General features: G+C 71.2%; 26 protein-coding genes and 2 pseudogenes. 13 read left to right on the forward strand and 15 right to left on the reverse strand.

Annotated features, from left to right (window positions below; genetic code table 11):
- Positions 1–2 precede the first annotated feature (2 nt).
- The 6 genes from ACFWBD_RS12110 to ACFWBD_RS12135 all read right to left on the reverse strand — a co-directional run bounded on the left by ACFWBD_RS12110 (position 3) and on the right by ACFWBD_RS12135 (position 5,058).
- On the reverse strand, positions 3–1,340 hold the full coding sequence (locus ACFWBD_RS12110) for a CpaF family protein (RefSeq protein WP_385666035.1): 1,338 nt from the start codon (positions 1,338–1,340) through the stop codon (positions 3–5).
- A 16-nt stretch (positions 1,341–1,356) separates the two neighbouring features.
- The gene (locus tag ACFWBD_RS12115; RefSeq protein WP_385666037.1) at positions 1,357–1,671 is read right to left on the reverse strand and encodes a TadE/TadG family type IV pilus assembly protein; all 315 of its coding nucleotides are present in this window, start codon (positions 1,669–1,671) and stop codon (positions 1,357–1,359) included.
- An 85-nt stretch (positions 1,672–1,756) separates the two neighbouring features.
- Entirely contained in the window at positions 1,757–2,137 is a 381-nt protein-coding gene (locus ACFWBD_RS12120; RefSeq protein WP_385666039.1) for a TadE/TadG family type IV pilus assembly protein, read from the reverse strand.
- A 5-nt stretch (positions 2,138–2,142) separates the two neighbouring features.
- Entirely contained in the window at positions 2,143–3,399 is a 1,257-nt protein-coding gene (locus tag ACFWBD_RS12125) for a CpaE family protein (protein WP_385666041.1), read from the reverse strand.
- 13 nt (positions 3,400–3,412) lie between these two features.
- Positions 3,413–4,120: a Flp pilus assembly protein CpaB gene (gene cpaB / locus ACFWBD_RS12130; protein ID WP_385666043.1), complete on the reverse strand. Its 708-nt coding sequence runs from the start codon at positions 4,118–4,120 to the stop codon at positions 3,413–3,415.
- 65 nt (positions 4,121–4,185) lie between these two features.
- On the reverse strand, positions 4,186–5,058 hold the full coding sequence (locus ACFWBD_RS12135; RefSeq protein ID WP_385666045.1) for a hypothetical protein: 873 nt from the start codon (positions 5,056–5,058) through the stop codon (positions 4,186–4,188).
- A gap of 250 nt (positions 5,059–5,308) precedes the next feature.
- Here ACFWBD_RS12135 and ACFWBD_RS12140 point away from each other — a divergent pair, with 250 nt between their 5' ends.
- Entirely contained in the window at positions 5,309–7,006 is a 1,698-nt protein-coding gene (locus tag ACFWBD_RS12140; RefSeq protein WP_385666047.1) for a chitinase, read from the forward strand.
- Positions 7,007–7,151: 145 nt separating this feature from the next.
- On the opposite strand, the gene ACFWBD_RS12145 is transcribed toward ACFWBD_RS12140, so the two are convergent.
- Positions 7,152–7,571 (reverse strand): hypothetical protein, encoded by a 420-nt coding sequence (locus ACFWBD_RS12145; RefSeq protein WP_385666049.1) that lies wholly within the window; start codon positions 7,569–7,571, stop codon positions 7,152–7,154.
- A 120-nt stretch (positions 7,572–7,691) separates the two neighbouring features.
- On the opposite strand from ACFWBD_RS12145, the pseudogene ACFWBD_RS12150 reads away from it, so the two are divergent.
- A pseudogene (locus ACFWBD_RS12150) lies at positions 7,692–7,802 on the forward strand (SigE family RNA polymerase sigma factor); the annotation flags it as partial.
- A gap of 5 nt (positions 7,803–7,807) precedes the next feature.
- Positions 7,808–7,933, forward strand: coding sequence for a hypothetical protein (locus ACFWBD_RS12155; protein WP_385666051.1), 126 nt, complete (start codon positions 7,808–7,810; stop codon positions 7,931–7,933).
- 34 nt (positions 7,934–7,967) lie between these two features.
- On the opposite strand, the gene ACFWBD_RS12160 is transcribed toward ACFWBD_RS12155, so the two are convergent.
- Both ACFWBD_RS12160 and ACFWBD_RS12165 read right to left on the reverse strand, forming a co-directional pair.
- Positions 7,968–8,558 (reverse strand): isochorismatase family protein, encoded by a 591-nt coding sequence (locus tag ACFWBD_RS12160; RefSeq protein WP_385666053.1) that lies wholly within the window; start codon positions 8,556–8,558, stop codon positions 7,968–7,970.
- 104 nt (positions 8,559–8,662) lie between these two features.
- Complete coding sequence (locus tag ACFWBD_RS12165) at positions 8,663–10,000, reverse strand: Nramp family divalent metal transporter (RefSeq protein WP_385666055.1); 1,338 nt, start codon at positions 9,998–10,000, stop codon at positions 8,663–8,665.
- Between the two features lie 280 nt (positions 10,001–10,280).
- On the opposite strand from ACFWBD_RS12165, the gene ACFWBD_RS12170 reads away from it, so the two are divergent.
- Complete coding sequence (locus ACFWBD_RS12170; protein ID WP_385666057.1) at positions 10,281–11,651, forward strand: M14 family metallopeptidase; 1,371 nt, start codon at positions 10,281–10,283, stop codon at positions 11,649–11,651.
- Here the strand turns inward: ACFWBD_RS12170 and ACFWBD_RS12175 are convergent.
- The 5 genes and pseudogenes from ACFWBD_RS12175 to ACFWBD_RS12195 form a co-directional block, all read right to left on the reverse strand.
- The gene (locus tag ACFWBD_RS12175) at positions 11,648–12,406 is read right to left on the reverse strand and encodes a hypothetical protein (protein ID WP_385666059.1); all 759 of its coding nucleotides are present in this window, start codon (positions 12,404–12,406) and stop codon (positions 11,648–11,650) included. The two genes, ACFWBD_RS12170 and ACFWBD_RS12175, sit on opposite strands and share 4 nt — an antisense overlap.
- A gap of 65 nt (positions 12,407–12,471) precedes the next feature.
- Positions 12,472–13,111, reverse strand: a pseudogene (locus tag ACFWBD_RS12180) (GntP family permease); the annotation flags it as partial.
- A gap of 299 nt (positions 13,112–13,410) precedes the next feature.
- On the reverse strand, positions 13,411–13,821 hold the full coding sequence (locus tag ACFWBD_RS12185) for a RidA family protein (protein ID WP_385666061.1): 411 nt from the start codon (positions 13,819–13,821) through the stop codon (positions 13,411–13,413).
- 7 nt (positions 13,822–13,828) lie between these two features.
- Positions 13,829–14,596, reverse strand: coding sequence for an IclR family transcriptional regulator (locus ACFWBD_RS12190; RefSeq protein WP_385666063.1), 768 nt, complete (start codon positions 14,594–14,596; stop codon positions 13,829–13,831).
- On the reverse strand, positions 14,593–15,636 hold the full coding sequence (locus tag ACFWBD_RS12195) for a sugar kinase (protein WP_385666065.1): 1,044 nt from the start codon (positions 15,634–15,636) through the stop codon (positions 14,593–14,595). Before ACFWBD_RS12195 ends, ACFWBD_RS12190 begins: the two co-directional genes overlap by 4 nt.
- Positions 15,637–15,807: 171 nt before the next feature.
- Here ACFWBD_RS12195 and ACFWBD_RS12200 point away from each other — a divergent pair, with 171 nt between their 5' ends.
- The gene (locus ACFWBD_RS12200) at positions 15,808–17,082 is read left to right on the forward strand and encodes an amino acid deaminase (protein WP_385666067.1); all 1,275 of its coding nucleotides are present in this window, start codon (positions 15,808–15,810) and stop codon (positions 17,080–17,082) included.
- 78 nt (positions 17,083–17,160) lie between these two features.
- The gene (locus ACFWBD_RS12205) at positions 17,161–18,786 is read left to right on the forward strand and encodes an amidohydrolase family protein (RefSeq protein ID WP_385666069.1); all 1,626 of its coding nucleotides are present in this window, start codon (positions 17,161–17,163) and stop codon (positions 18,784–18,786) included.
- A gap of 22 nt (positions 18,787–18,808) precedes the next feature.
- Here the strand turns inward: ACFWBD_RS12205 and ACFWBD_RS12210 are convergent, their stop codons facing one another.
- A complete protein-coding gene (locus ACFWBD_RS12210) occupies positions 18,809–19,708 on the reverse strand; it encodes a serine protease (protein ID WP_385666071.1) in 900 nt (299 codons plus the stop codon).
- Positions 19,709–19,953: 245 nt separating this feature from the next.
- Here ACFWBD_RS12210 and ACFWBD_RS12215 point away from each other — a divergent pair, with 245 nt between their 5' ends.
- From ACFWBD_RS12215 to ACFWBD_RS12245, 7 genes are all read left to right on the forward strand, one after another.
- Positions 19,954–21,165: a pyridoxal phosphate-dependent aminotransferase gene (locus ACFWBD_RS12215; protein WP_385666073.1), complete on the forward strand. Its 1,212-nt coding sequence runs from the start codon at positions 19,954–19,956 to the stop codon at positions 21,163–21,165.
- Between the two features lie 78 nt (positions 21,166–21,243).
- Positions 21,244–21,684, forward strand: a complete 441-nt coding sequence (locus ACFWBD_RS12220; RefSeq protein ID WP_385666075.1) for a hypothetical protein — start codon at positions 21,244–21,246, stop codon at positions 21,682–21,684.
- 122 nt (positions 21,685–21,806) lie between these two features.
- Positions 21,807–22,391, forward strand: a complete 585-nt coding sequence (locus ACFWBD_RS12225) for a Uma2 family endonuclease (protein WP_385666267.1) — start codon at positions 21,807–21,809, stop codon at positions 22,389–22,391.
- Positions 22,392–22,508: 117 nt separating this feature from the next.
- Positions 22,509–23,573 carry a substrate-binding domain-containing protein gene (locus ACFWBD_RS12230; RefSeq protein ID WP_385666077.1) on the forward strand — a complete coding sequence of 355 codons (1,065 nt, stop codon included), beginning with the start codon at positions 22,509–22,511 and terminating at the stop codon, positions 23,571–23,573.
- Positions 23,574–23,587: 14 nt separating this feature from the next.
- Positions 23,588–24,787, forward strand: a complete 1,200-nt coding sequence (locus tag ACFWBD_RS12235) for a toxic anion resistance protein (RefSeq protein WP_385666079.1) — start codon at positions 23,588–23,590, stop codon at positions 24,785–24,787.
- Entirely contained in the window at positions 24,784–26,319 is a 1,536-nt protein-coding gene (locus tag ACFWBD_RS12240) for a VWA domain-containing protein (RefSeq protein WP_385666081.1), read from the forward strand. Before ACFWBD_RS12235 ends, ACFWBD_RS12240 begins: the two co-directional genes overlap by 4 nt.
- The gene (locus tag ACFWBD_RS12245) at positions 26,306–26,968 is read left to right on the forward strand and encodes a hypothetical protein (protein WP_385666083.1); all 663 of its coding nucleotides are present in this window, start codon (positions 26,306–26,308) and stop codon (positions 26,966–26,968) included. Before ACFWBD_RS12240 ends, ACFWBD_RS12245 begins: the two co-directional genes overlap by 14 nt.
- Positions 26,969–26,983: the final 15 nt, after the last annotated feature.

Here is a 26,983-nt window from a genome sequence, read left to right on the forward strand (position 1 = left end):
CGTTACCGGGCTTCCCTTGTCGTCAGTTCGTGTGCCGCGCGCGCCACCCCGAACGCCTGCGGGATCGGCTGGCTCGCCATGTACAGGCGGTCCGCGGTGCGGCGTGGGAGGGGGAAGTACTCGAAGGCTCCGTGGACGCGGCCGTCGGCGGTCATCGGCCGGGCGTTGAAGCGGGCGATCGTCGCCAGCCGGTACGGCTCTCCGCCGTGGCTGTCGAGCACGGCTATCTCGGTGATGCGGCGGGCGCCGTCGGCGAAGCGGGTGAGCTGGACGACGACGTCCACCGCGCTGTTGATCTGGTCGTGCAGCGCGACGAAGGGGATCTCGACGTCGGACATCGACGCGAGGGTCTGGAGGCGCATCAGGGCGTCCTCCGCGCTGTTGGCGTGGACCGTGGCCAGGGAGCCGTCGTGACCGGTCGACATCGCCTGGAGCATGTCGAGCGACTCACCGCCCCGGACCTCGCCGACCACGATCCGGTCCGGGCGCATCCGCAGGGAGTTGCGGACCAGGTCGCGGATGGTGATGCGGCCGTTGCCCTCGACGTTCGGGGGCCGGGACTCCAGGCGGATCACATGCGACTGCTGGAGCTGGAGTTCCGCCGAGTCCTCGATGGTGATGATGCGTTCGCCGTCCGGGATCAGGCCCGAGAGCGCGTTCAGCAACGTCGTCTTACCGGTGCCCGTCGCGCCCGAGACGATCACGTTGAACTTGGCCTGCACGAGACCCGCCAGCAGGTACAGCATCTGCTCGTCCAGCGAGCCGAAGCCGATCAGTTCGTGGAGGGTGAAGGACCGCGGGAAGCGGCGGATGGTGAGGGTGGGGCCGGTCAGCGACAGCGGGGGGATGATGACGTTGACCCGTTCGCCCGACGGCAGCCGCGCGTCGACCATCGGGTTCGTCTCGTCGACGCGGCGGTTGACGGTGGAGACGATGCGTTCGATCGTCTGCATCAGCTGGTCGTTCGACGCGAAGCGGATGGGGAGTTGTTCGACCCTGCCGCCCCGTTCGACGAAGATCGCGTCGGGCCCGTTCACCATGATCTCGGTGATCGACGCGTCTTCGAGGAGGGGTTCCAGGATGCCCAGGCCCAGTGCCTCGTCGACCACCCGGCGGATCAGCTGTGAGCGTTCCGCCGTCGACAGGACCGGGCCCTCGCGGCTGATGATGTGTCCCAGCACCCGCTCCAGCCGTGCCCGGCGCTCGGCGGCGGCCAGCGAGCTCATCTCGGCGAGGTCGATCTCCTCCAGCAGCTTGGCGCGGTAGGAGGTCACCAGATGGCCGTCCTCGCCCCGGCCGCCGTTCTCCTCGGGGGAGGTGATGCGTGCCCGCAGGCTCATGTCGGATGCCCTTCCCTCAGTGGTCGACCGGCATCGTGGCCGTCTTGTGCGCCTCGAAGTCCCCGAAGCCGGGGATGACGGACGGGATGGTGACGGTGGAGGTGACCCGCACCTCGTCGCCGAGGTACGCGGGCGAGCAGCTCGCGTTCAGCCAGCTGCTGACCGCCCGTTGACAGTCCCCCGCGTAGTCCTCGCGGAGCGACGCGCTGCGTGCGCCCGCACGCGCCGCCGTGCCCGCCTGCTGCGCCGCGTACGCGATCAGGCCGAGCTGTACGGCCGCCAGCGCCACGAGGAGGAGCAGCGGGAGGAACCCGAGGTATTCCAGGGCCACCTGACCCCGGTCGCCGCCGGCCCCGCGGCCGCGCCCACCCCGGATTCCGCCCTCGCCCTCGCCCCAGCGCCTCCGGCACGGCATCTCAGTCGTCCTCTTCCTCGACGGCGCCCGCGTGAGCGTGCACCGTGAACGGGAAGGCGATGGTGCCGGGGAAGAGGACCGGGACCTCGAGGTCGACGTCCGCGGTCACATACCCGGAGGACGAGCAGCTCACCGTGGCCCCGGAGCGCCACGCGTCCGACAACTTGTCCAGTCCCGCCTGTTCGCACACTGCCTGCCGCTCCCCTCGGTGCGCCGCCGTCCCGGCCCGCACCGCCTCGTCGGCAGCATTCCCCGCGAGCGTGAACGTGTACCCCACGAGGACGAACTGCCACACCACCACCAAGGTCACGATGATCAGCGGTGTCATGCCGAGGAACTCGATGGTGACCTGGCCCCGGTCGCGCGCCCGATGTCCCCACATGGCGTTCACTCCCTCCGCCGCCGGAACCCGGCCGCGCCCCGGTCCGCGCCGCGGGCCCGGCCGCCGGCCCTGCGCACGAGGGCGGTCTCCGGGGCCTTGGCCAGCCCCAGTTCCCCCGCGAGCGCCCACAGGGCCTGCCGGACGGCGCCCTTGCCGTCGAGGGCGTGCACCCGGCCGGCGTCGACCGCGGCCTGGAGTTCCCGGAAGTTGGCGGGGACCGTGGTCGCGGCGATCGCCGTGCCGGTGATCTTCTGGATGAGCGGGGGCTGGATCTCCGTACTCCGGGTGTGGCGGTTGACGACGACGGTCGTCTCCTCGGCCTTGCGGATCTGGAGCCGGTCCCACATGCGGACGGTGCGTTTGGCGCCGCGGACGGCGACGACGTCGGGGGTGGTGACGAGCAGGGCCCGCTCGGCGAGTTCGACGGCGGCCGCGCCCGCGCCGCTCAGCTGGGCGCCGCAGTCGACGACGACGACCTCGTAGCGGGAGCGCAGGGCGCCGATGATCTGGCGGGCGGCGCGGTCGGTGACCTCCTCGCCGCGCTCGCCCTCGCCGGGGGCGAGGAGGAGGGCCACGCCGGTTTCGTGCCGGAAGACGGCCTCGGCGAGGATGCGGGGCGAGATGTCGGTGATGGCGGCCAGGTCGACGACCGAGCGGCGGAACTGGACGTCCAGGTAGGAGGCGACGTCACCGGACTGGAGATCGAGGTCGACGAGGGCGGTGGGGCGGCCGGACGCCTGGGCGGCGAGGGCCAGTTGGACGGCCGTGAGAGTGGCGCCCACGCCTCCCTTCGCGCCGCTGACCGTGACGACGGTGCCGCCGACGCCGGTGAACACGTCGGCGCCGTGGCCGAGATGGCGCCGTACGCCGGTCGACCACTGGGCGACGGCCTGGACGCGGTTCGCGAGGTCCTCGTAGCTCAGCGGGAGGGTGACCAGGCCGCGGGCGCCGGAGTCCATGGCGGCGGCGAAGAGGCCGGGCCCCACATCGGTGGTGACGAGGATGACGCCGACCGCCGGGAAGCGCAGCGCCACCTCCCGGACCAGCTCCAGCGCCGGTACGGGGCCGATGCGTTCGTGGACGACGACGACCTCGGGCAGTTCGTCGACCGACTCGGCGGCGAGCCGGGCGAGGGTGTCCACCAGCTGGGTGGAGTCGGACACCGGGGCGACCGGTTCGGCGTCCGGGAGCTGGCTGAGCAGGGTGGTGAGGGAACGGACCGCGTCCGCGTCGCCGACGGCCGGGAGGATCCTCGTGGGCATGGGCGGCGGCCTCTCACTTGTCCGTGACGAGTTCGTAGGTACGGTCCTGGTCGGGGACCGTGGTGTCGCCGCCGGGCGCGACGAGGGCGAGGCGGACGCGCTTGGCGAAGGACTCGGCGTAGGTGATGCGCTGGGCGTCGAGCGTGGACAGCGCGAAGGTGATGGGGACCGCGTCGGTGGGCGACTGGCTGCGGTTGTTCTCGTCCGGCTCGAGGGCGGTCAGCTCGCCCACGTCGAGGACCCGGGCGTTGGTGACGATGATCTTCGACTGGTCGGGATCGCTCTCCCGGGCGCCCTCGAAGGTGGCGTAGACGTTGACGGACGACCCCGGGGTGATCTTGCCGGCGACTCCGGTGGCCGCGTCGATCATGATGGCGACCTCCTGCTGGCCCGGCTGGAGGGCGGGCTGCTCGACGATCATGTCGCTCTGGAGCAGGGAGCCCTTCTTCAGCGTCGTCACGGCGATCTTGCCGCGGATGGCGGCGAGGTCGGTGACGGCGTTGTCCGAGAGCCAGCGCTCCGGCATCTCGATCTTCTTGAACTGGCCCGCGCTCAGGGTGGTGTAGGGCGCCACGTCGGAACGCAGCTCGTACGCGGTGACCTCGGGGCCGACCTTGGACTTCACGTCGTCGATGACGGAGAGGACGCCGGCGAACGCGCCGAGGGCGCACAGGACCGACAGGAGCAGGAGAATCACGCCGCGGCGCTGACGGGAGTTCATGAACCGTGCAACCTCGTTGGGGGTCGGGTCGAGCGGACGGGAACAGGCGTGCGGGTCGAGCTGGTTCAGTCGCCCATGGTGAGCGCGCGGGCGGCGGGGCGGGCGGTGGGATCGGAGGCGGGCGGCGGGGTCGCGGAGCAGAAGACGCAGCGGTCGCCGATGACGTCGATGCCGCACCAGTGGCAGACGCTCTGCCGGACGGACGTGACCAGCTGGTAGAGGACCGACAGGTCGGGCAGGTAGGCGCAGAACTCGATCGCCTTGCCGGTGCCCCACCAGTCGGCGGACTCGGCGGGCAGGTGCGTCTCGCGCAGCCCCTGGACCTTCCAGGCGGGGGCGAGGACCTCGGTGACCCAGTCGGACTGGAACTGCCCGCGGGCGACGAGCAGCCAGGTGCCGAACTCCGGTCCGGGCAGGACCGTTTCCGGGGTGGCCTTGACCAGTTCCGGCTGCGGGTGGGCGAGCACACCGAACTGACTACCCGGAACCCACGACCTGGCATGCGACTTCAGGCCGACCACCGGCACCCGGTCGAGCCGGGCGACCGAGCCGAGCAGCGCGCCGGCGTGGATGTAGTGGGTGAGCAGCCGGCCCGCGGAGGCGAGGACGCCGGGGCCGAGGTCGCAGGAGGCCAGCTGGCGCAGCTGGCGGGCGAGGACGGCCACCGCGAGCGGCGGAAGGTCGGGGCGGAAGAGCGCGATGCGGTCGCTCTCCAGGAGGGAGCGGATCGTGTGCAGTCGCTGCTCGACGGCGGCGGGGACGGCCCGCGAGTACACGACGATCACGTGTCCGTACTGATCGACGAGGGCCTGGACGGCGGCGAGGGCACGGTCCAGCGGCTGTTGGCCGAGATCGGCGAGAACGGTGGCGGGCAGGGTGCGTTCGTCCTGGGGCGCCAGCGCCAGGTCGGCTCCGGTCACGGCAATGGCTGTTGGCACGCGCAGCTCCCCGATTCCCGCGGTCCGGCCCACCGGCGTTACTCCGGTGCACCGGGGTGACTTCATTGCGTGACTACCTCAGCACTGTATCCACGCCTCTGTGGCCGGAGAACAGCTTTCCCTGGCTGCCAAGCAACTCTTCTTCGCGCAAGTCCCGTCAAACCGGGGCAGGTTACGCACGCGGGGCCTCCACCGGCCCTCCACGGCCGGACCTCTTGACAAGAGAATTGGTCTGGACCAACTTACTGTCATGTCCCCACTGAAACGAACGACACGACTCGGGTCGGGAGCCGCGGGCGTCCTCGCCGCCGCCCTCGCCCTGTCCATGACGGGCGCGGCTCAGGCGTCCGCCGCGGACCTGAACAACGCCAAGAACGCCGGCTTCGAGTCCGGCCTGACCAACTGGACCTGTTCGGCGGGCAGCGGTACGACCGTCTCCTCGCCGGTGCACGCCGGCGCGGCCGCGCTGAAGGCGACACCGGCCGGGCAGGACAACGCCCGGTGCGCCCAGACGGTGGCCGTGAGGCCCAACTCGACGTACACGCTCAGCGCCTGGGTCCAGGGCGGCTACACCTACCTCGGCGTGACCGGCACCGGCACGACGGACGTCTCGACGTGGACGCCCGACTCGGCGTCGTGGAAGCAGCTCTCGACGACCTTCACCACCGGCGCGTCGACCACGTCGGTGTCCGTGTACACGCACGGCTGGTACGGCCAGGCGGCGTACTACGCGGACGACGTCTCGGTGTACGGCCCCGACGGCGGCGGAGGCGGCGACCCGGCCCCGACGGTGCCCGGCGCCCCGGCCGGCCTGGCCGTGTCGGGCACGACCTCGTCGTCCGTGTCCCTCTCGTGGAACGCGGTCTCCGGCGCGACCGGCTACTCCGTCTACCGGGGCGGTACGAAGGTGACGGCGGTGACGGGCACCGCGGCGACCGTGACCGGCCTCGCGGCCTCCACGTCGTACGCCTTCCAGGTCACCGCGACCAACGCGGCGGGCGAGTCCGTGAAGTCGACGGCGGTCACGGGAACGACGACCACCGGCGGCACCGGGGGCGGAACCGTGCCCAAGCACGCCGTGACCGGCTACTGGCAGAACTTCGACAACGGCGCGACCGTCCAGCGGATCTCCGGCGTCTCCTCCCAGTACGACATCATCGCCGTGGCCTTCGCGGACGCGACGACGACGCCGGGCGCCGTCACCTTCAACCTGGACTCGGCGGGCCTGGGCGGCTACACGGTCGACCAGTTCAAGGCGGACATCAAGGCGAAGCAGGCGGCCGGCAAGAAGGTCATCGTCTCGGTGGGCGGCCAGAACGGCACCGTGTCGGTGAGCGACCCGACGTCCGCGACGAACTTCGCGAACTCGGTGTACACGCTGATGCAGACGTACGGCTTCGACGGCGTCGACATCGACCTCGAGAACGGCCTCAACGCGACGTACATGTCACAGGCGCTGCGGTCGCTGGCGTCGAAGGCGGGGTCGGGTCTGGTCCTGACGATGGCCCCGCAGACGATCGACATGCAGTCGACGTCGAACGGCTACTTCCGGACGGCGCTGAACGTGAAGGACATCCTCACGGTCGTCAACATGCAGTACTACAACAGCGGTTCGATGCTGGGCTGTGACGGCAAGGTCTACAGCCAGGGCTCGGTGGACTTCCTGACGGCGCTGGCCTGCATCCAGTTGGAGGGCGGCCTGGACCCGTCCCAGGTGGGCCTGGGCCTGCCGGCCTCGACGAGCGGCGCGGGCAGCGGATACGTGTCGCCGACGGTGGTCAACAACGCCCTGGACTGCCTCACCAAGGGCACGGGCTGCGGCTCCTTCAAGCCGTCGAAGACCTACCCCGGTCTGCGGGGCGCGATGACGTGGTCGACGAACTGGGACGCGTCGGCGGGCAACGCCTGGTCGGCGGCCGTGGGCCCGCATGTGCACGGACTGCCGTAGCCACGGGGCCGTGCGACGTCACGGGCAACGGGCGAGCGGTGACAGGTAGCGGGTGACGGGAGGGTGTCGCGCCACGGGACGACCGGGGCGCGACACCCTCCCGTGCGTCCACCTCCACCCGTCCACGCATCCGTGCGTCCGCCCCCTAGTACCCCGCCGGCCGGTAGTGGCCCAGCACCCACGCCAGCTGTGCGAACCAGCCCTGCATCCGCTCCCTCGGCTTCGCCGTCACCACGCACTCGTAGACCCGGCCGTCCACGTGGACCACGGCGACCATGAGGGCCTTGCCGTTGGGGCTCGCCCGGTAGTGGACGCCGCGGACCTCGGGCCAGGGGAACTCGACCGTGATGTCGTACATCTCGAAGGCGACGCCCGCCGCGTCCACGACGACCGCGTTGTGCTTGTCGACCGCGAGGAACTCCGGACCGGGCGGCGGCTCCGCCTGCGGGGCGTACGGCGGCGGGTACTGCGGGGCGTATTGCGGTGCGTACTGCGGCGGGGGCGGGCCGAAGCCCGGCGGCGGCTGAGGGGACGACGGAGGGGACGGCGGCGGCTGGTCTGTCACAACGAGAACGTACCCCCGCGATCCTGTGCGGCCACTTTCGGTCTCCCCTGAAACATTTCCCGTGCCCCACCGCATCAGTGAGATGAGGACAGCACGGCAACCGACGCAGGGGGATCATCCATGAGGCAGGCCGCCCGCGCGGACGGGTACGCCGGGTTCGCGGCGGCGCGCACCGGCCATCTGTACCGGTCGGCGTGTCTGCTCACCGCCGGCGACACGCACCTCGCCGAGGGCGGGTGGTCGTCAGCGCCTTCGACGCCGCCGAGCAGGACCAGGCCGCGACCCACGCGGAGCCCGCCCTCACGATCGAGCAGCTGCGGGCCCTCGCGCTCAGCCCCCGGTGGAGGGCCACCGAGGACTGACGGCCGGAGACCGCGAATGGACTGGCCCTCGGGTTCAGGCTCGGACGCCGGACAGCAGGTCCAGGATCTCCCGCGTCGTGCCCGGCTCGCCGATCAGCGGGAACAGGTACGACACGCGGTGGCGGTGCGCGTCCTCGTTGATGTCGGTCATCGCGTCGACCGCGAACGTGACGTGGTAGCCGTGCTCGTGCGCGGCGCGGGCGGTCGACTCGACGCCGAGGCTGGTCGCGATGCCCGCGAGGACGATCTGGGTGACGCCCCGGCGCCGCAGCTGGAGGTCGAGGTCGGTGCCGTGGAAAGCGCCCCAGGCCCGCTTGGTGACCAGGATGTCGCCCTCGTGGCCGGTCAGCGGTTCGGCGATCGGGCCGAGGTCGTAGGGGCGGGAGCGGCCCCCGGCCAGCCGTGCCGCCTCGCTGCGGCCGGGCACCGCGTCGGCGCCGTCGGGCGAGGTGGACATGCGGACCAGGACGACGGGGGCGCCCGCGGCGCGGAAGGCGTCGGCGAGTTCGGCGGCCCGGGCCACCACGTCCGCGGCCGGGTACGGCACGGTGGGGGCGGCGAGCGTGCCGGCCTGCAGGTCGATCAGCACGAGCGCGGTCTTGTCGTCCAGCACGGTCACAGCCACGGCGACGGCACCTCTCCTAGGGGATCAGCAGCCTAGGAGAAGTGCTTGCGGAACTCAAGCTTGAGAAACTCAACCAACCGCCTGAGGCGGCCCCGGCGGACGGATCAGAAGAACTCCGACCACGGCTGGTCCCAGATCTGTTTGACGCACAGCACCAGGAACAGCAGTCCCGCCAGCACCAGCATCGCGTTGCTCAGCGGCCCGTTGCGCCACTCCCCCGGTGTGCGGGAGGAGTTGAGCAGCCACAGCAGCGTCCCGGCCAGGAAGGGCAGGAAGGCCGCGCCCAGCACGCCGTACAGGATGATCAGGCGGAACGGCTCGCCCTGGAAGAGCAGCACGATCGGCGGGAAGGTCAGCCACAGCAGATACGCGCGGAAGGGCCAGGAGCGTTCCCGCTCGCCGGAGGCGACCTCCGCTCCGCCCGCGTCGCCGCGACCGCGGTAGCGGGCCACGAAGTCGGCGAACATCAGGCTCACGCCGTGCCAGACGCCGATCAGGGAGGTGAAGGAGGTGGCGAAGAAGCCGACCAGGAAGAACTTGGCGGTCGCCGCGCCGTACTCCGCCTCCAGGATGCCGCCGAGCTGGACGAGCCCCTTGTCGCCGCTCGCGATCGCCACGTTCGCGGAGTGCAGCAGTTCCGCACCGACGAAGAGCATGGCGACGACGAAGATGCCCGTCGTCACGTACGCGACCCGGTTGTCGAGCCGCATCACCTTCATCCAGCCCGTGTTCGTCCAGCCCTTGGCGTTCACCCAGTAGCCGTACGCGGCGAGGGTGATGGTGCCGCCGACTCCACCGATCAGGCCGAGGGTGTTGAGGACGGAGTCCTTCTCGTCCGGCAGGACCGGGAGGAGGCCCGCGAAGGCCTCGCCGAGGTGGGGGGTGACCCGGATCGCCAGGTACACCGTCACCACGAACATGACGCCCACGAGGACCGTCATGACCTTCTCGAAGACGGCGTACTTGTTGAACCAGACGAACACCAGGCCGACCAGCCCGCACGCGACGGCCCACGCCTTCAGGTCCATCACGTCCGGGAACAGCGCCTGGAGCGGCAGCGCGCTCGACGACATCGCCGCGGCGCCGTAGACGAAGCCCCAGACGACCACGTAGACGACGAAGAACCACGTCGTCCAGCGGCCGAGGCTCGCCCAGCCGTCGAAGAGGGTGCGGCCGGTGGAGAGGTGCCAGCGGCCGGCCGCCTCGGCGAGGGAGATCTTGACCAGGCAGCCGAGGACCGCCGCCCAGAGCAGGGTGTAGCCGAAGTTGCTGCCGGCGATGAGTGTGGCCACCAGGTCGCCGGCGCCGACGCCGGTCGCGGCGACGACGATGCCGGGCCCGATGTACTTCCAACTGGATCTGCGGGGGGACGCGTTGTCGGTGCCGGGTGGTGGCTCGGTGTGCGTGGAGTTTCCCGTGGGGGGTCCCGTGGTGTCCGCCATGAAGGTCAAGGAAACCCGAAGGGGCCGCCGCGGCAAGTGCGCGTGCGGGATCTCCACCCGATGTGCTCACACTCCGGCCAAACCTCGGTTACCGGCCGACCGGCACGGGCGCGGATACACTGCGCGGCCGGCCGCTCGTCACATTCCGCATGATTTCGGCCAGCGGCCTTTTGTTGTCTCTTGACCTGCTCATGCCATGCCTCGACGATGAGCGGCACCGCACCGCCGCACACAGCAAGCGCACAGCCCCCCACAACCCGGCTCCCCACAAGGAGAGTTCATGCGACTTCGCATTCGCGGCTCAGGCGCCGGCGCCACAAGCGCCCGCAGCGGCAGACGGACCGCCGTCCTCGCCGCACTCCTCGCCCTCGCTCTCGCCGCGCCGGTCTCGGCGACGGTCACCGACGCGGCGGCGGGCAGCGCCCCGAAGGCGGCACCCTCCGCCGACGACATCCGCCAGTACGAGATCCACGTCCACCACAGCACCCCCCAGATGCGCACGGCGATCGCCGCCGCCGGAGTGAGCGTCGACGAGGCCGACGAGGAGACCGTCGTGGTCTCCGGCCGCGCGGACCAGGTGAAGAAGCTGCGCGCGCAGGGGTACGAGGTGTCCCTGCTGGGCTCGGCACCGGACCGGGTCGCCGAGGACGAGGTACGGCTCTTCGACTTCCCGACCGCCGACTCGAAGTACCACAACTACGCCGAGACGACGGCGGAGATCGACCAGCGCATCGCCGCCTACCCGGGCATCATGAGCAAACGGGTGATCGGCAAGTCCTACCAGGGCCGGGACATCGTGGCCATCAAGATCAGCGACAACGTCGCCACCGACGAGGCCGAGCCCGAGGTGCTGTTCACCCATCACCAGCACGCCCGCGAGCACCTCACCGTGGAGATGGCGCTGTACCTGATCCGCGAACTGGGCGCCGGCTACGGCTCCGACTCCCGCGTCACCAGCATGGTCAACGGCCGCGAGATCTGGATCGTCCCCGACCTCAACCCGGACGGCGGCGAGTACGACATCGCCTCCGGCTCCTACCGCTCGTGGCGCAAGAACCGGCAGCCCAACTCCGGTTCCTCGTACGTCGGTACGGACCTCAACCGGAACTGGAACTACAAGTTCGGCTGCTGCGGCGGCTCTTCGGGGTCCACGTCCTCCGAGACCTACCGGGGCACCGCCGCCGAGTCCGCGCCCGAGGTGAAGGTCGTCGCCGACTTCGTGCGCAGCCGGATCGTGGGCGGGAAGCAGCAGATCACCGCCGGGATCGACTTCCACACGTACAGCCAGCTGGTGCTGTGGCCGTTCGGCTACACCACCGCGGACACCGCGACCGGGATGACCGCGGACGACAACGCCGCGTTCAAGGCCGTCGGGCAGAAGATGGCCGCGAGCAACGGATACACCCCCGAGCAGTCCAGCGACCTGTACATCACCGACGGATCGATCGACGACTATCTCTGGGGTACGCAGAAGATCTTCTCGTACACCTTCGAAATGTACCCGTCGTCCTCTTCCGGAGGCGGGTTCTACCCGCCCGACGAGATCATCGAGCGGGAGACCTCCCGTAACCGGGACGCGGTGCTGCAGCTTCTCGAGAACGCGGACTGCATGTACCGGTCCATCGGGAAACAGACCCAGTACTGCGTCTAGTCGGCGGCCTTGACGTCGGCGTCCTTGACGTCGGCGGCCTTGACGTCGGCGTCCTTGACGTCGGCGTCCTTGACGTCGGCGTCCTCGGCCTCGTCGCCCTTGGCCTCGGCGGCCTCGGGCTCGGTGTCCTTGACGTCGGCGTCCTCGGCCCCGGTCTCGTCGACCTCGACGACCTCGTCCTCGGCGCCCGCTTCCGCTTCGGCTTCCCCGTCTTCGAAGTAGGCGTCGAGGACCTCGTCCAGCTGCTCTTCCCACTCCTTGAAGCGGGACCTTGCCGTCGCCTCGATCTCGATCGGGTACCAGCGGCGGTCAGGGGTGTGCACCGTGATGGTGAACCGCTTCCCGAAGCGCGGTGTCTCGGTCTCGACCGCACCGATCTCGTCCCAGCGGAACTCGCACGACTCCTCGTCCAGGCGGAGCCGGACGCCCCTGGCGTCGGCGGCGATCCGCGCACGGCGGTCGGAGGCCTCGAAGACGGGTCCCCCGACGGACTCGGAGGGCTCACCCGACTCGTCGGACTCGACGGACGGGGCCGGCTCCGCCGACGCGTCCGGGCGCTCCGAAGCCGCTGACTCCCCCTTCCCCGCCTCGGGCTTGACGGCGTCGCCGCCGTCGCCGCCGGCGACGCCGTCGCCGGATGCCGGCTTCGTGTCCTCCGGCTCCGCGGTCACGGGCGACGTGAGCCCGGGGATGAATGCCGGGTCGAACCCGGCGCCCTCCAGGGGCTGGCTGCTCGAACCTATGCGCTGCTCCACAGCGGGCAGTATGGTCGAAGATCCTGTGCCGGACACAGTCAGCCCCTGACTTCGTTACCGGAGTCCTACACGAAGAGGCTGATTCCGGCCGCCATCACGAACCCGGCCACCGACAGCACCGTCTCCAGCACGGTCCATGTCTTCAGGGTGTCGCGTTCACTGATGCCGAAGTACTTGGCCACCATCCAGAACCCGCCGTCGTTGACGTGCGAGGCGAAGATCGAGCCCGCCGAGATGGCCATGATGACGAGGGCCACGAAAGCCTGTGAGTGGTCGCCCTCGGCGAGCAGCGGCGCCACGATGCCGGCCGTCGTCACGATCGCCACCGTCGCCGAGCCCTGCGCGACCCGCAGCACCACCGAGATCAGGTAGGAGAGGACGATCACCGGCAGGCCCACGTCGTTGAAGGTGTCCGACAGCGCCTGGGCCACCCCGCTCGCCTTCAGGACGGCACCGAAGACGCCGCCCGCGCCGACGACCAGCAGGATGTTGCCGACCGGCTTCAGCGAGGCCGTCGAGACCGTCTCCAGCGACTTGCGGGACCAGCCGCGCCGGACGCCGAGCAGGTAGTAGGCGAGGAGCAGCGCGATGGTCAGCGCCACGAACGGGCTGCCGAAGAACTCGATCACCGAGCGGCCGGATGGGGGTCCCCCCGGCTCGGAGCTTGCCGCGAGCGGAAGGGGCATTCGGGGGTCCTCTGATCGAGTTCACGGAGCTTTCGGGCAGGGGGGATCGCGGCACGGCGTCCCCTGCGAACGGGAACGCCGTGCCGTGAGGCGGTGCGATGTGCGGGAGTTGACGAACCGTTGGCCGGACCCGTCGACCGGGAGGGTCAGCCCGGACCCGTCGACCGGGAGGGTCAGCCGGACCGGACGGCCGGGAGGGTCAGCCGGACCGGACGGCCGGGAGGGTCAGCCCGGGCCGGACGGCCGGGAGGGTCAGCCCGGGCCGGACGGGCGGGAGGGTCAGCCCGGGCCGGACGGCCGGTCAGCCGGGTGGGTGGGTCAGCCGAGGACGGCGAGCGCGTCGATCTCGACCAGGAGCCCGGCCGGAAGGCCGACGTAGACCGTCGTGCGGGCGGCGGGCGGAGCGGTGAGCGCCTGCTCCCCGAAGTACGCGTTGTAGAGCTCGTTGAACTCGGCGAAGTGCGCCGTGTCCGTCAGGTAGACGCGGATCATCATCACGTCGTCCCAGCTCGCGCCGCCCTCCTCGAGGATCGCCTTGACGTTGGCGAGGGTCTGGAGGGTCTGCTCGCGCAGCGCGGGGCCCGCGGGCGTCGGCGGCTTGCCCTCCTCGGCGGGCAGGAAGCCGACCTGGCCCGCGACCTGGAGGATGTTGCCCTTCCTCACCCCGTGCGAGAACTTCGCGGGCGGGTTGGTGTGGGTCTTGGGGGTGAGGGCGGTCTTCTCGGTCATGCCGGGCTCATTCCTTCGGGGCTTCCTTGATCGGGGTTCTGCCGGAGTACTCGCCGCTGATGGCGTCCGCCGTGCGGCGTACCAGCGGGAGCAGGGTGAGGAGTTCGTCGGCGGTGACGACGACGTTCGGCGCGGAGACCGACATCGCGGCGACCACCCGGCCGTCGGCGCCCCGGATCGGCGCGGCGGCACAGTTGATGGACTCCTCGTGGCCACCGAGGTCGGTGGCCCAGCCCTGTTCGCGCACCTTCTCCAGCTCGCGCAGGAAAGCGGGCGCGTTGGGGGTCGAACGGGCCGTGTAGAGGGGGTAGTCGAGCTTCTCCGCGATCACCCGCCGCTCGGGCTCGGGCAGGTCGGCGAGGAGCAGCTTGGCGACGGCGGCGACCGTGATGGCGACGGGCTTGCCGATCCGTGAGTACATGCGCACCGGGTAGCGGCTCTCCACCTTGTCGATGTAGAGGACCTCGCCCTCCTCGTACACGGCGAGGTGGACGGTGTGCCCGCAGGCCTCGTTCAGACGGGCGAGGTGCGGATGCGCGATCTCCCGGATGTCGAGGTTCTCCATCGCCTCCTGGGCGAGGGCGAAGAGGCGGGCGCCCAGGCGGTAGCGCTGGTCGGACTGGCGGTAGGCGAGGCCGTGCTCGTGCAGGGTGCGCAACAGCCGCAGGGCCGTCGATTTGTGCACGCCGAGGCGGTCGGCGACCTGTCCGAGGTCGGCGGGGCCCTCGGCGAGCAGCGGCAGAATGCTCAGCGCTCGGTCGACGGTCTGGCTCATGGGGTGGGTACCTCCTCGTCGGCCCGGTCTTCGGCGTGCGTCCAGCCGGGGCCGAGTCGAAGTCTCCCCCACGCGGCGTCGTCGAGGGCCGCGAGCCGGTCGGCGTGGTCGCGGGAAGGCGGCACGGCCAGGTCGCCGGGGACGGTGAGGGCGGCGGCGGCCATGAGGTGCCCGTGCCGGAGGCGGTCGCGCACGGGCAGCCCGCGCAGGGTGGCGGAGAGGAATCCGGCGGCGAAGGCGTCCCCGGCGCCGACGGCGGCGACGACGTCGACCTGCGGGGCGGGGACGTGCAGGGCGCGCCCCCGGTCGAAGACGGTCGCCCCGAGCGCCCCTTGTTTGACGACGAGCACCTCGGGATCGGGGAACGCGGTCCGTACGGCGTCGATGCCGCCCAGGCCCCACACCTCGGCCGCCTCGTCCTCGCCCACGAACACCAGGTCGGCGCCGCGGGCCAGTTCGAGGAGGACCTGGGGGCTGTTGCCGTCCGTCCACAGCCGGGGCCGGTGGTTGACGTCGAAGGAGACGAGGGGCCGGCCGGGCCGGGGGGCCGTCAGTTCCCGCAGCAGGCCTAGGCAGTCCGCGGAGAGGGCCGCGGTGATCCCGGTCAGGTGCAGCACCCGGCCGGCCCGTACGGCGTCGAGGCCGACGGTGTCGACGGACATCGCGGAGGCCGCCGACCCGGTCCGGTAGTAGGCGACCTCGTGCGCGTCGGTGGCCCGGTCGCCGGCGGTGCGGAAGTAGACGCCGGTCGGGCGGTCGGGATCCCGTCGTACGGCGGTCACGTCGACCCCGTAGGAGCCGATGGCCTCGAGGAGATGGTCGCCGAACCCGTCGGCGCCCACCCGGCTGACCCAGCGCACCGCGTGTCCGGCCGCCGCCAGCCCGCACGCCACATTGGACTCGGCGCCGCCGATGCCCCGGTCGAAGGACGGTACGTCGGCGAGGCGGCCGGGCCGGGAGGGCAGGAAGGTGACCATGGACTCGCCGAGCGCGACGACGTCCACGGCGTCGGGGGCGTTGCGGGGTCCGGTGGTGGTCACGATCGTCGTGGCTCCCTTGCTGGTGCGGGCGAGCGAAGTGAGATGGGGGTCCCCCGGCCGAAGGCTGGGGGAGGCTCCGTTGACCCCGCGTTGGCCGAGATGTTAGACAGCGGTAAGCGACATGCGCAATGGACGTTGCATTCTATGCAACGCTCCTGATCAGGAGGTTCCATGAGTACCGAGGCACTCGAGGCGCTCGCCCGACTGGCCCGGGAACGCGTCGACCACCGCTTCAAGGGCCTCCCGCCGGACGCCGACGGCCTCACCGTCGGCGAGCTGGCCGCCCAGCGCCGCAACCTCTTCACCGACGGCTTCGCGACCCCCGTGCTGGCCCTCTCCGCCGAGCGCCTCGAACACAACCTCGCCCTCATGGAGACCTACGCGACCCGCCACGGTCTCTCCTTCGCCCCGCACGGCAAGACCTCCATGGCCCCGCAGCTCTTCCGGCGCCAGCTCGACCGCGGCGCCTGGGGCATCACCCTCGCGGTCCCGCACCAGGTGCGGGTGGCCCGGGCCTACGGCGTCCAGCGGATCTTCCTCGCCAACGAACTGGTGGACCCGGCCGCCCTGCGCTGGATCTCCGCGCAGCTCGACGCCGACCCCGGGTTCCGCCTCGTCGCCTACGTCGACTCGGTGCGCGGCGTCGAGCTGATGGACACCGCCCTGCGCGGCGCGCGGCGCCCCCTGGACGTCGTCGTCGAACTGGCCGCGGGCGAGGGCGCCCGCACCGGCGTCCGGACGGAGACGCAGTGCGCGGCGGTCGCGGACGCGGTGGCCGGCGCGCCGACCCTGCGGCTGGTCGGGGTCGCCGGCTACGAGGGCGAGGTCCCGCGGGCCGACCCGGAGCGGGTACGAACCTGGCTGCACCGCCTGGTCGCCCTCGCCGCCGACTTCGACGAGGCGGGACGGTTCGCGGACGCCGAGGAGATCGTCGTCAGCGCGGGCGGCAGCGCCTGGTTCGACACGGTCGCCGAGGTCTTCGCCACGATCCCCGGACTCTCCCTGCCGGTACTGAAGCTGCTGCGCTCCGGCGCGTACGTCTCGCACGACGACGGCCACTACCGCAAGCTCACGCCGTTCAACCGGGTTCCCGAGGAGGGCGCGCTGGAGCCCGCGTTCCGGCTGTGGACCCAGGTCGTCTCCCGCCCCGCCCCCGACCAGGCGTTCGTCAACGCGGGCAAGCGGGACGCGGCGTACGACCTGGACCTGCCCTTCGCCCAGGTGATCCGCCGCGAGGGCACGGAACGCCCCGCCACCGGTGTCTCGGTGACCGCGCTCTCCGACCAGCACGCGTGGCTGCGCACCGACGCCGAGGCGGACGTCGAGGTCGGCGACTGGGTCGGCCTGGGCCTCTCCCACCCCTGCACGTCCTTCGACAAGTGGCCGCTGATCCCGCTGGCCGAGGCGGACGGCACGGTCGTCGACTACATCCGCACGTTCTTCTAGAGCCGACAGGGCCGACAGGGCCGACAGGGCCGACAGGGACAGACGCAGCCCGACGACAGACTGGCAGGAGACATCTGCATGGAAGACCTCGTCATCCGGGACGCGGACGTCGTCGACGGCACCGGCGCCGACTCCTACCGCGCGGACGTGCTGATCGACGACGGCAGGATCGTCTCGATCGTGAAGGAGGCGGCGGCCGCCGGCTGCCAGCGCCCCAAGGCGGTACGGGAACTGGACGCCGAGGGGCTGGTCCTCTCCCCCGGCTTCATCGACATGCACGCCCACAGCGACCTCGCCCTGCTGCGCGACCCCGACCACAGCGCGAAGGCCGCGCAGGGCGTCACCCTCGAAGTGCTCGGCCAGGACGGGCTGTCGTACGCCCCGGTCGACGACCGCACCCTCGAAGGGGTCCGCCGGGCCATCACCGGCTGGAACGGCCACGGCGACGACCTCGACTTCGACTGGCGTTCGGTCGGCGAGTACCTGGACCGCCTGGACCACGGCTTCGAGGGCCGGGGCATCGCCGTCAACGCGGCCTACCTCGTCCCCCAGGGCACGGTCCGCGCCCTCGTCGTCGGCTGGGAGGACCGCCCGGCCACCGACCGGGAGCTGGACCGGATGCGCCGGCTGGTCGCACAGGGGCTGGAACAGGGCGCCGTCGGCCTGTCCTCCGGGCTGACGTACACGCCCGGCATGTACGCGCGAGGCACCGAACTGACCGAACTGTGCCGGGTGGTGGCGAGCTACGGCGGCTACTACTGTCCCCACCACCGCAGTTACGGGGCCGGCGCGCTCGAGGCGTACGCGGAGATGGTCGAACTGACCCGCGAGGCGGGCTGCCCGCTGCACCTCGCCCACGCCACCATGAACTTCGGCGTGAACGAGGGCCGCGCCCCGGAGCTCCTGGCCCTCCTGGACGAAGCCCTCGACTCGGGCGCGGACATCACCCTCGACACCTACCCCTACACCCCCGGCTGCACGACGCTCGCGGCCCTGCTGCCCAGTTGGGCGAGCGAGGGCGGCCCACCGGAGATCCTGCGCCGCCTCGCGGACGACGACACGGCCGCCCGCATCCGCCACGACATGGAGGTGACCGGCGCGGACGGCTGCCACGGGGTGCCGGTGGACTGGGACACGATCGAGATCTCGGGCGTGGGCGACGAGCGGCTGGCGGACCATGTGGGCCGCACCGTCCACGCCTCGGCCCTCCTGCGCGGCGAGGAACCCTGGACGACGGCCCGCCGCCTCCTCCTCGAGGACCGGCTGGCCCCCACGGTCCTCCAGCACGTCGGCCACGAGGAGAACGTCCGCACGATCATGCGCCACCGCGTCCACACGGGCGGCTCGGACGGCGTCCTGACGGGCGCCAAGCCGCACCCGCGGGCGTACGGCACGTTCCCGCGCTACCTCGGCCACTACGTACGGGAGCTGGGGATCCTGTCCCTGGAGGAGTGCGTCGCCCACCTGACCGGCCGCCCGGCGGCCCGCCTGCGCCTGCCGGACCGGGGCGTGGTCCGCGAGGGCCACCGCGCCGACCTGGTGCTCTTCGACCCGCGCACGGTGGCGGCGGGCTCCACCTACGAAGCCCCGCGCACCCTGCCCACCGGCATCCCGCACGTCCTCGTCGACGGCCGCTTCGTCATCGAGAGCGGCCACCGCACGAACGAACTGGCAGGACGAGCGGTCCGTCGCAGTCCCATGTGACGGAACGCCCCTCCGCCCGGCCCTACGGCTTCGGCAGGGTGCAGGCGCTCGCGCTCAGGTTGAGCTGGTTGCCGGTCGTGAAGCAGGCCGGGATCAGGTACGTCTCCTGGGCGTAGTTGATGCCCTGGCGGACGGTGACGTTGCCGCTCGCGTCGACCTCACAGGGGTTGTTCTCGGTGCAGCGCGCGCCGTCCTCGTTGCCGGTGTTGTTGACGGCGACGACCTTGCCGGTGGACTGGTCGATCACCGGCGAGCCGGAGGTGCCGCCGATGGTCTGGCAGGCGGAGGTGTAACGGACCGAGTCCTTCCAGGTCCAGTCACCCTCCTTCAGGCGGTACACGAACCCGTCGATGTTGCAGCTGTAGAGCGTCTTCCAGTAGCCGGACGCCACGGTGATGGCGGTGCCGGCGGTCGGGTGGGTGTCCTGCACGGTCAGCGCGGAGATCCCGTACGAGTTCTTGATCGTGGCGTACGTGCTGGTGAGCTGGTAGATCGAGACGTCCGTGTCGGTCATCGTCCCGTAGGCCAGCTTGCTGGCGCGCAGGGTCGCGACCCGGGTGCCGGCGGAGTTGAGCAGGCCGAAGGTACGGCTGGAGGCCTGGTTGACGAGCACCTCGCCCGGTTCGGGGAAACCGGTCGACAGGCAGTGGCCGTTGGAGAGCACCAGCGCCGGGTCGGTGTCCAGGGAGTTCGGGAAGCGGACGACCGAGCCGGAACAGTTGCTGAGCGCGACGGTCCCGGCGAGGTTGACGGCCCGGAGCGTCGGCGCGGCGGCCTTGGCGTCCGCCTTGACCGCGATCGTGGAGGCCGAGGCCGCGGAAGCCGTCGCGGGCTTCGCGCTCACCGGCGCGGCGACCGCGGGTGCCGCGCCCGCCCCGGCGATGGCCAGGGCGAAGAGCACGGCAACGAGAGGCTTTCTCATGTGGGGGTCCCCTCTTACGACGAGGCGACCGGAGATCTTCCGGCCGCCCGCTGTTTTTGTCATGCGCATTGTTAGTGCAGAGGAAGGAGAGGACAAGGGCTGCTTTTCGGCCGCGCGGGAACGGCGCCTTGCGGCAAGAAGGGACGCACCCCGGCACCCCCGACGGCGAAACCCACCCAAACTCCGCGTCTCACGTGGCGGAAAACACGCCCCCGGAGGCGTTACCGGGCCGTAAGCTCCCAGACATGCAGGTGATCCAGTCGACCAAGCTCGCCAACGTCTGTTACGAGATCCGGGGCCCGGTTCTCGAGGAGGCGATGCGCCTGGAAGCGGCTGGTCACCGCATCCTCAAGCTGAACACCGGCAACCCGGCCGCCTTCGGCTTCGACTGTCCGCCGGAGATCCTGGAGGACATCCTCCGCAACGTCTCGACGGCCCACGGCTACGGCGACGCGAAGGGCCTGCTGGCCGCGCGCCGGGCCGTCGTGATGCACAACCAGACACTCGGCATCGAGACGGACGTCGAGCACGTCTTCATCGGCAACGGCGTGTCCGAGCTGATCGTCATGGCGATGCAGGGGCTGCTGGACGACGGGGACGAGGTCCTCGTACCGGCCCCCGACTACCCGCTGTGGACCGCCGCCGTCTCACTCTCCGGCGGCACCGCCGTGCACTACCGGTGCGACGAGCAGTCGGACTGGATGCCCGACCTCGCGGACGTCGAGCGCAAGGTCAGCGACCGCACCAAGGCGATCGTCATCATCAACCCGAACAACCCGACGGGCGCGGTGTACGACGAGGCGATGATCCGGGGACTGACGGACATCGCGCGCCGCCACAACCTCCTGGTCTGCTCGGACGAGATCTACGACAAGATCCTCTACGACGGCGCCACGCACACCCCGACCGCCAAGGTCGCCCCGGACCTGCTCACCCTCACCTTCAACGGCATGTCGAAGGCGTACCGGGTGGCCGGCTACCGGGTGGGCTGGATGGCGATCTCCGGTCCGCGCGCGCACGCCGACTCCTACATCGAGGGTCTGACGATCCTGGCGAACATGCGTCTGTGCGCGAACATGCCGGGGCAGCACGGCGTCGTGGCCGCGCTCAGCGGGCGCCAGACGATCAAGGACCTGGTGCTGCCGGGCGGGCGGCTCAAGGAGCAGGTGGACACGGCGTACGAGCTGCTGACACAGATCCCGGGCGTGACGTGCGTCCGCCCGAAGGGGGCGCTGTATCTCTTCCCGCGCCTGGACCCCACCGTCTTCAAGATCAAGGACGACCGGCAGATGGTCCTGGACCTGCTGCGCCAGGAGAAGATCATGGTCGTCCAGGGCACCGGCTTCAACTGGCCGGAGCCGGACCACTTCCGGGTCGTCACACTGCCGACGGCGACGGACCTGCGGGACGCGGTGGGCCGGATCGCCCGCTTCCTGGACGGCTACAGCCAGCCCTAGCAGCGGCTTCATGGACGGCGCAACTTTAGACGAGATCTAAGCTAGGATGGTTTCCTGACAGCACAGGAGGCCATCCTCATGTACGAGCCGATCCGCACACCTTCCTCCCGTGGGTCCGCCCACACCACGATGGCCGGCAAGCCCTCGGACTTCCCCCACCGCTCCCGCGAGGAGGAGCTGGACATCCAGCTCGCAGCTCACCTCGCGGCGCTGCTCGCCGTCACCGACGAGCTGCACGCGGCGGCCCCCTCCGCCGACCTGGACTCCGCGGCCGCACGGCTCGCGCAGCAGGTGACCCGGCTGCGGGGAGGGCGGACGCCGGTCCGCGCCACCCTCGCCGCCGACCCGGCGGACCCGCGCATCGCGGTCCTGCACGAGCGGGCGCACGCCCTGGCGGGCCGCGCCCTCCTCGTCGCCGCGTCCCGCGCGGACACCGCGGCGGCGATCCTGGCGGCCCAGCGCATGGACGCGCACGCCGCCGCCCTGGTGGAGAACAAGGAACTGAGCACCTCCGGCTGAACCCCTCCCGGGCTCCTTCCCAGGGGCCCGGCACCGGGGCCCGCGAACGGCCCCGGTCCGCGTGCACCCGCAGCGACGCGCGGACCGGGCGCCATCTTTCTCCGTACCATGCGCATATGGGCATGGACTACACGAAGATGCGCGCCATCGCGGAGCAGCTCGGGGCCTACGCCGAGGGCCTCGAAGGGGCTTGGAGCGTCGAGATCGGCCCGGCCGGTCCGATACTGGCGATGATGTGCCCCTCGAAGCGGCACGAGGGCACGATCCTCCGCCTCCGCAAGCAACTGGACGAGCAGCTCCTCACCACTCACCCCGGTTATATCTGTGCGAACGGCCCCGAGATCGAGAACCCCTCGGTCGGCCGTATGCGTCTGCCCGACGCGGTCGTCATCCCCGAGGACGCCCTGGACGAGGAGGGCATCGCCGTTGACGCCGGCCAGGTACTCGCCGCCGTCGAGATCGTCTCGCCGTCCAACCCGGACAACGACTACCGCGAGAAGCTCGCCGACTACCCCGCCATGGGCATCCCCCACTACCTGATCGTCGACCCGCGCAAGGGCACGGTCGAGGTGCACTCCGAGCCGTGCAACGGGCGCTACAGCCACACGGAGTCCTACATCTACGGCGACAAGGTCCCCTTCGGCCCCTGGAGCGTGGAGACCGACGACTTCCGGCGCTACGGCAAGGCCGGCGACCGCACCGGCTGACCGGTTGCCACCCGGCAACAGGAACCTCCCCCTCCTGTTGCGTTCCGGGTCACCCCCTTCACCCCCCGTTCACCCGGGCCACCCGGGAACGTGGGGTTCCGCGAGCACGCTCCCCCTGTGAGACGAATCGCAGGAATCGTCCTCGCGGTACTGCTGATGGCGGGTGTGGTGGTCGCCGTCGTCACGGGCCGCAGTGATGAGGACAAGGGCACGGCAACGAAGACCGTGCGGATGGTGATCGGGTCGGAGAAGGCGGAGTTCTTCGCCGACCCCGACGTGGTGAAGGCCCTCGCCGCCAAGGGCTGCACCGTCGAGGCCGAGACCTCCGGGTCCTGGGCCATGGAGGGGCTGGACCTCAAGGGGTACGACCTCGCCTTCCCCTCCAGTCAGGCGCCCGCCACCGAGCTGGCCGCGAAGTACAAGGTGCGCGGGACCCTCCCGCGCCCCTTCTACTCGCCGCTCGTCGTCGTGGCGCACAAGAACGCCGCCGGGGTGCTCGCGGGCAACGGCCTGGCCACGCTGGACGCCGAACACCGCGGCACCCTGAGGATGGCCGCCTACCTCGACGCGGCCCGCGCCGACCGGACCTGGCAGCAGCTCAAGGGCGCCGACAAGTACGGGGAGTTGACCGGCACCCTCTATCTGTCCAGCACCGACCCGGAGACCTCCAGCTCGGGCGCCCTCTACCTGGCCGCCGCGTCCTATGTGGCAGGCGGCGGCAAGGTGGTCGCGAGCGACGCGGAGGTCGGGCGCGCGGCGCCCCTGCTGCACAAGCTGATCAGCGTCCAGGGCGCCCAGCAGTCCAGCACGGACGCGGCCTTCCGGGACTTCGTCAGCGGTGCCGGCAACCCGCTCGTCCTGGTCTACGAGTCGCAGGTCGCCTCGCTCCTGGCGGGCCGGCAGCAGCCGGACGACCTGGTGGTGCTCTACCCGGACACCACCGTCAACAGCGACCACACCGCCGTGCCGCTCACCGAGAACGGCAGCGAACTGGCCCGGCTCCTCGCGACCGACCCGGAGTTGCGCAGGCTGGAGATCCGGCACGGGTTCCGCCCGCAGGGCGTCGCCACCGAGTTCGCCTCGGCCACCACTTACCTCAAGCAGGAACTGACCGGCGTCCGCCAGGCGCCCGTGCCCACCTCCGCGGTGCTGCACGAGCTGGCGCGACGGGCGCGCGGATAGGGGGAACACAGCACATGTCCGATGACACGTCCACCTCCACCTCCACCTCCACCTCCACCTTCACCCTCACGCCGCCCGAGGCCGTCGCCGCCGTGCCGCGCGAGAAGGCCGGCGGGCTCGTGCCCGTCGACGACACCGTCCGTACGGACATGGCCACGAAGGCCGCCGCGTACGTCGAGGGGCTCGCCGAGCTCGACGCCCGCTCGCCCGAGTTCGCCCGCAAGGTCGGCGAGATCACCGCGCTCGGCGCCGGTGAGATGCGCACGGCCGCCGCGCAGTCCAACCGCATGCTGGAGCGGACCATCAGGAGCCTGCCGAACCAGGGCGGGGACGCCCCGTCGCAGGTCGCGGGCTCGCTCGTCGAACTCCGACGGGTGGTCGAGGACCTGGACCCGCGTGAGCTGCCGGCCTCCAGGGGACGCAAGTTCCTGTCCCGGCTGCCCGGCGGGAACAAGCTGCGCGACCACGTCGCCAAGTACGCCTCCGCGCAAGGCACGCTCAACCGGATCGTGGGCTCGCTGCGCGGCGGACAGGACGAACTGCGGCGCGACAACGCCGCGTTGCAGACCGAGCGCGTCCGGCTGTGGGAGACGATGGGCAAGCTCCAGGAGTACGTGGTCCTGACCGACGCCCTGGACGCGGCGGTCGGGCAGCGGATCGCCGGCGCCGAGGCCACCGACCCCGAGCGGGCCGACAGCCTGCGCGCCGACGTCCTCTTCCCGGTCCGGCAGAAGCACCAGGACCTGCTCACCCAGCTCGCGGTCTGCGCGCAGGGATACCTCGCCATGGACGTCGTACGCCGCAACAACGACGAGCTGATCAAGGGCGTCGACCGGGCCGCCACGACCACGGTCTCGGCCCTGCGCATCTCCGTGATGCTGGCCTCCGCGCTGGACCATCAGCAGAAGGTCGTCGAGCAGGTCAACGCGTTGCGCGGCACCACCGAGGACCTGATCCGGGGCAACGCGGAGATGCTGGCGACCCAGAGCGGGGAGATCCAGCGCATCGCCGCCGACCCGGCGGTCGGCGCCGAGACCCTGCGCTCCGCCTTCCAGCAGATCTACCGCACCCTCGACGCCATCGACACCTACAAGGTGCAGGCGACCGAGGCGATGGCGGTGACCGTGGAGAACCTGACGGCCGAGCTCCAGCAGGCGAGCACCTACCTGGACCGCAGCCGCTCGCGGGGCGCCCTGGAAGGCGGGCTCGCATGAGACGTTCCCTCCTCGCCCTGACGGCCCTCGCCCTCCTGCTGACCGCCTGCTCGGCGAAGAGCGACGCCGAGGACCCCGCCGCGCCCGAGCCGGGCACCCTGCGGATCCTCGCCTCCAGCGAGCTGAGCGACATGGCACCGGTGTTCGAGCAGGTCCGCAAGGACACCGGCGTCAGGCTCCGGCCGACCTACATGGGCACCCTGGACGCCGTGAACCTGCTGGCGAAGGGCGGCGCCGACGGGAAGTACGACGCCCTGTGGCTGTCCTCCGACGACTATCTGCGGCTGCGCCCCGACGCGGCGAAGAAGGTCGTCTCGCAGACGCCGATCATGTCGAGCCCGGTGGCTCTCGGCGTGCGGACCGGCACGCTCGCCACCCTCGGCTGGAAGGCGGACCAGGTCACCTGGACGCAGATCGAGCAGGCGGTCCAGGACGGGAAGCTCACCTACGGCATGACCGACCCGGCCCGCTCCAACTCCGGCTTCGCCACGCTGATCTCGGTCGCCTCGGCGCTCTCGGGAGCCCAGTCGGCGCTCACCGACGCGGACGTCACGAAGGCGACGCCGAGGCTGAAGGAGTTCTTCGAGGGGCAGCAGCTGACCTCGGGGTCGTCGGGCTGGCTGGCGAGCGCGTACACCCGCCGCGCCGACGTCGACGCGCTGCTCAACTACGAGTCCGTGCTGAAGGGCATCCCGGGGCTGACCGTGATCCGCCCCACGGACGGCGTCGTCACCGCCGACTACCCGCTCTCCTCCCTCGCCGCGACCGACGCGACGACCCGCGCGAACGTCAGACGGGTCACCGACGCCCTGCGCACAGAGGCCGTCCAGCGGCTGATCACCACCCGGACGCACCGCCGCCCGGTCGTCGCCTCGGTACCGCCCGCGGCCGGCCTCGACACCGCCCGCCGGCGCGAACTGCCCTTCCCAGGCAGCCGCTCCGTCGCCGACGGGCTGCTCGACGCCTACGAGAACGACCTGCGCCGCCCCTCGCGGACCGTGTACGTCCTCGACACCTCCGGCTCGATGGAGGGCGACCGGCTGAGCCGTCTGAAGGAGGCCCTCGCCGACCTCACCGGCGACTTCCGCGACCGCGAGGAGGTGACGCTGATGCCTTTCGGGTCGGACGTGAAGAGCGTCGCGACGCATGTCGTCAGCCCGGCCGACCCGCAGACCGGGGCGGCCGCGATCCGCAAGGACACCGAGGAGCTCACGGCCGACGGCGAGACCGCGATCTACACCTCGCTGGAAAAGGCCTACGCCCACCTGGGCACCGACCGGGACGCCTTCACCTCCATCGTGCTGATGACGGACGGCGAGAACACCAAGGGCGACGACGCCGACGACTTCGACGACTTCTACCGGGACGCCCTCACCCCGGCCGGGAAACGGATCCCCGTCTTCACCGTCCTCTTCGGCGACTCCGACCGCTCGGAACTGGAGCACATCGCCGAGCTGACCGGCGGCCGGCTCTTCGACGCGCAACAGGGCTCGCTGGACGGCGCCTTCGAGGAGATCCGTGGCTACCAGTAGGTTCGTCGGGTATCTGGAGTCCCGCAAGAACATCGCGGGCAGCGCGGCCGGGCTGGCCGGCCTGGTGCTGACCTTCACGGGGGCGGCGGGCTCGTACTGGCCCGTCGTGGTGGCCGGTCTGTACGGCGCGGGCGCGCTGATCGCCCCGCCGGAGCGGCCGCCGCTGCCTGGCTTCCCGGATCCGTCGGCCCAGCTGGACGCGTTGCGCGACGACTTCGAGCGGCTAGGCGGGTATCTCGCGGAGACGGAGCTGCCCCCGGCCGTCGCCGGACGGCTCACCGAACTCACCGGCCTGCTGGCCGCGCTGCTGGAGCCCGGCTGGGTCGCCGAGGTCCTCGCCCAGGACCCGGAGGGCGTCCACACGCTCTCCCGGACCGTACGGCAGGACCTGCCCGAGGCCGTCGACAGCTTCGTACGGACGCGCTGGTGGACGCGGATGGCTCCCGGCCAGGAACCACCGGAACGGCACCTGGAACGCCAGCTGGTCCTGCTCCAGGAGGAGGCGGAGCGGCTGACGGCCGGGCTCCGGGAGATCGAGGCGCGCCGCCAGGAGACGCATACGCGGTACCTGCAGGACCGCTCGCCGGAACAGGGGCGCGGGGAACTGCGCGACCAGCCACCGACGACGCGCGGGCGACGCCCCACATAGGCGAAGGCCTGCCGT

It is taken from the genome of Streptomyces sp. NPDC060002 (assembly GCF_042737245.1).
Taxonomy (GTDB): Bacteria; Actinomycetota; Actinomycetes; order Streptomycetales; family Streptomycetaceae; genus Streptomyces.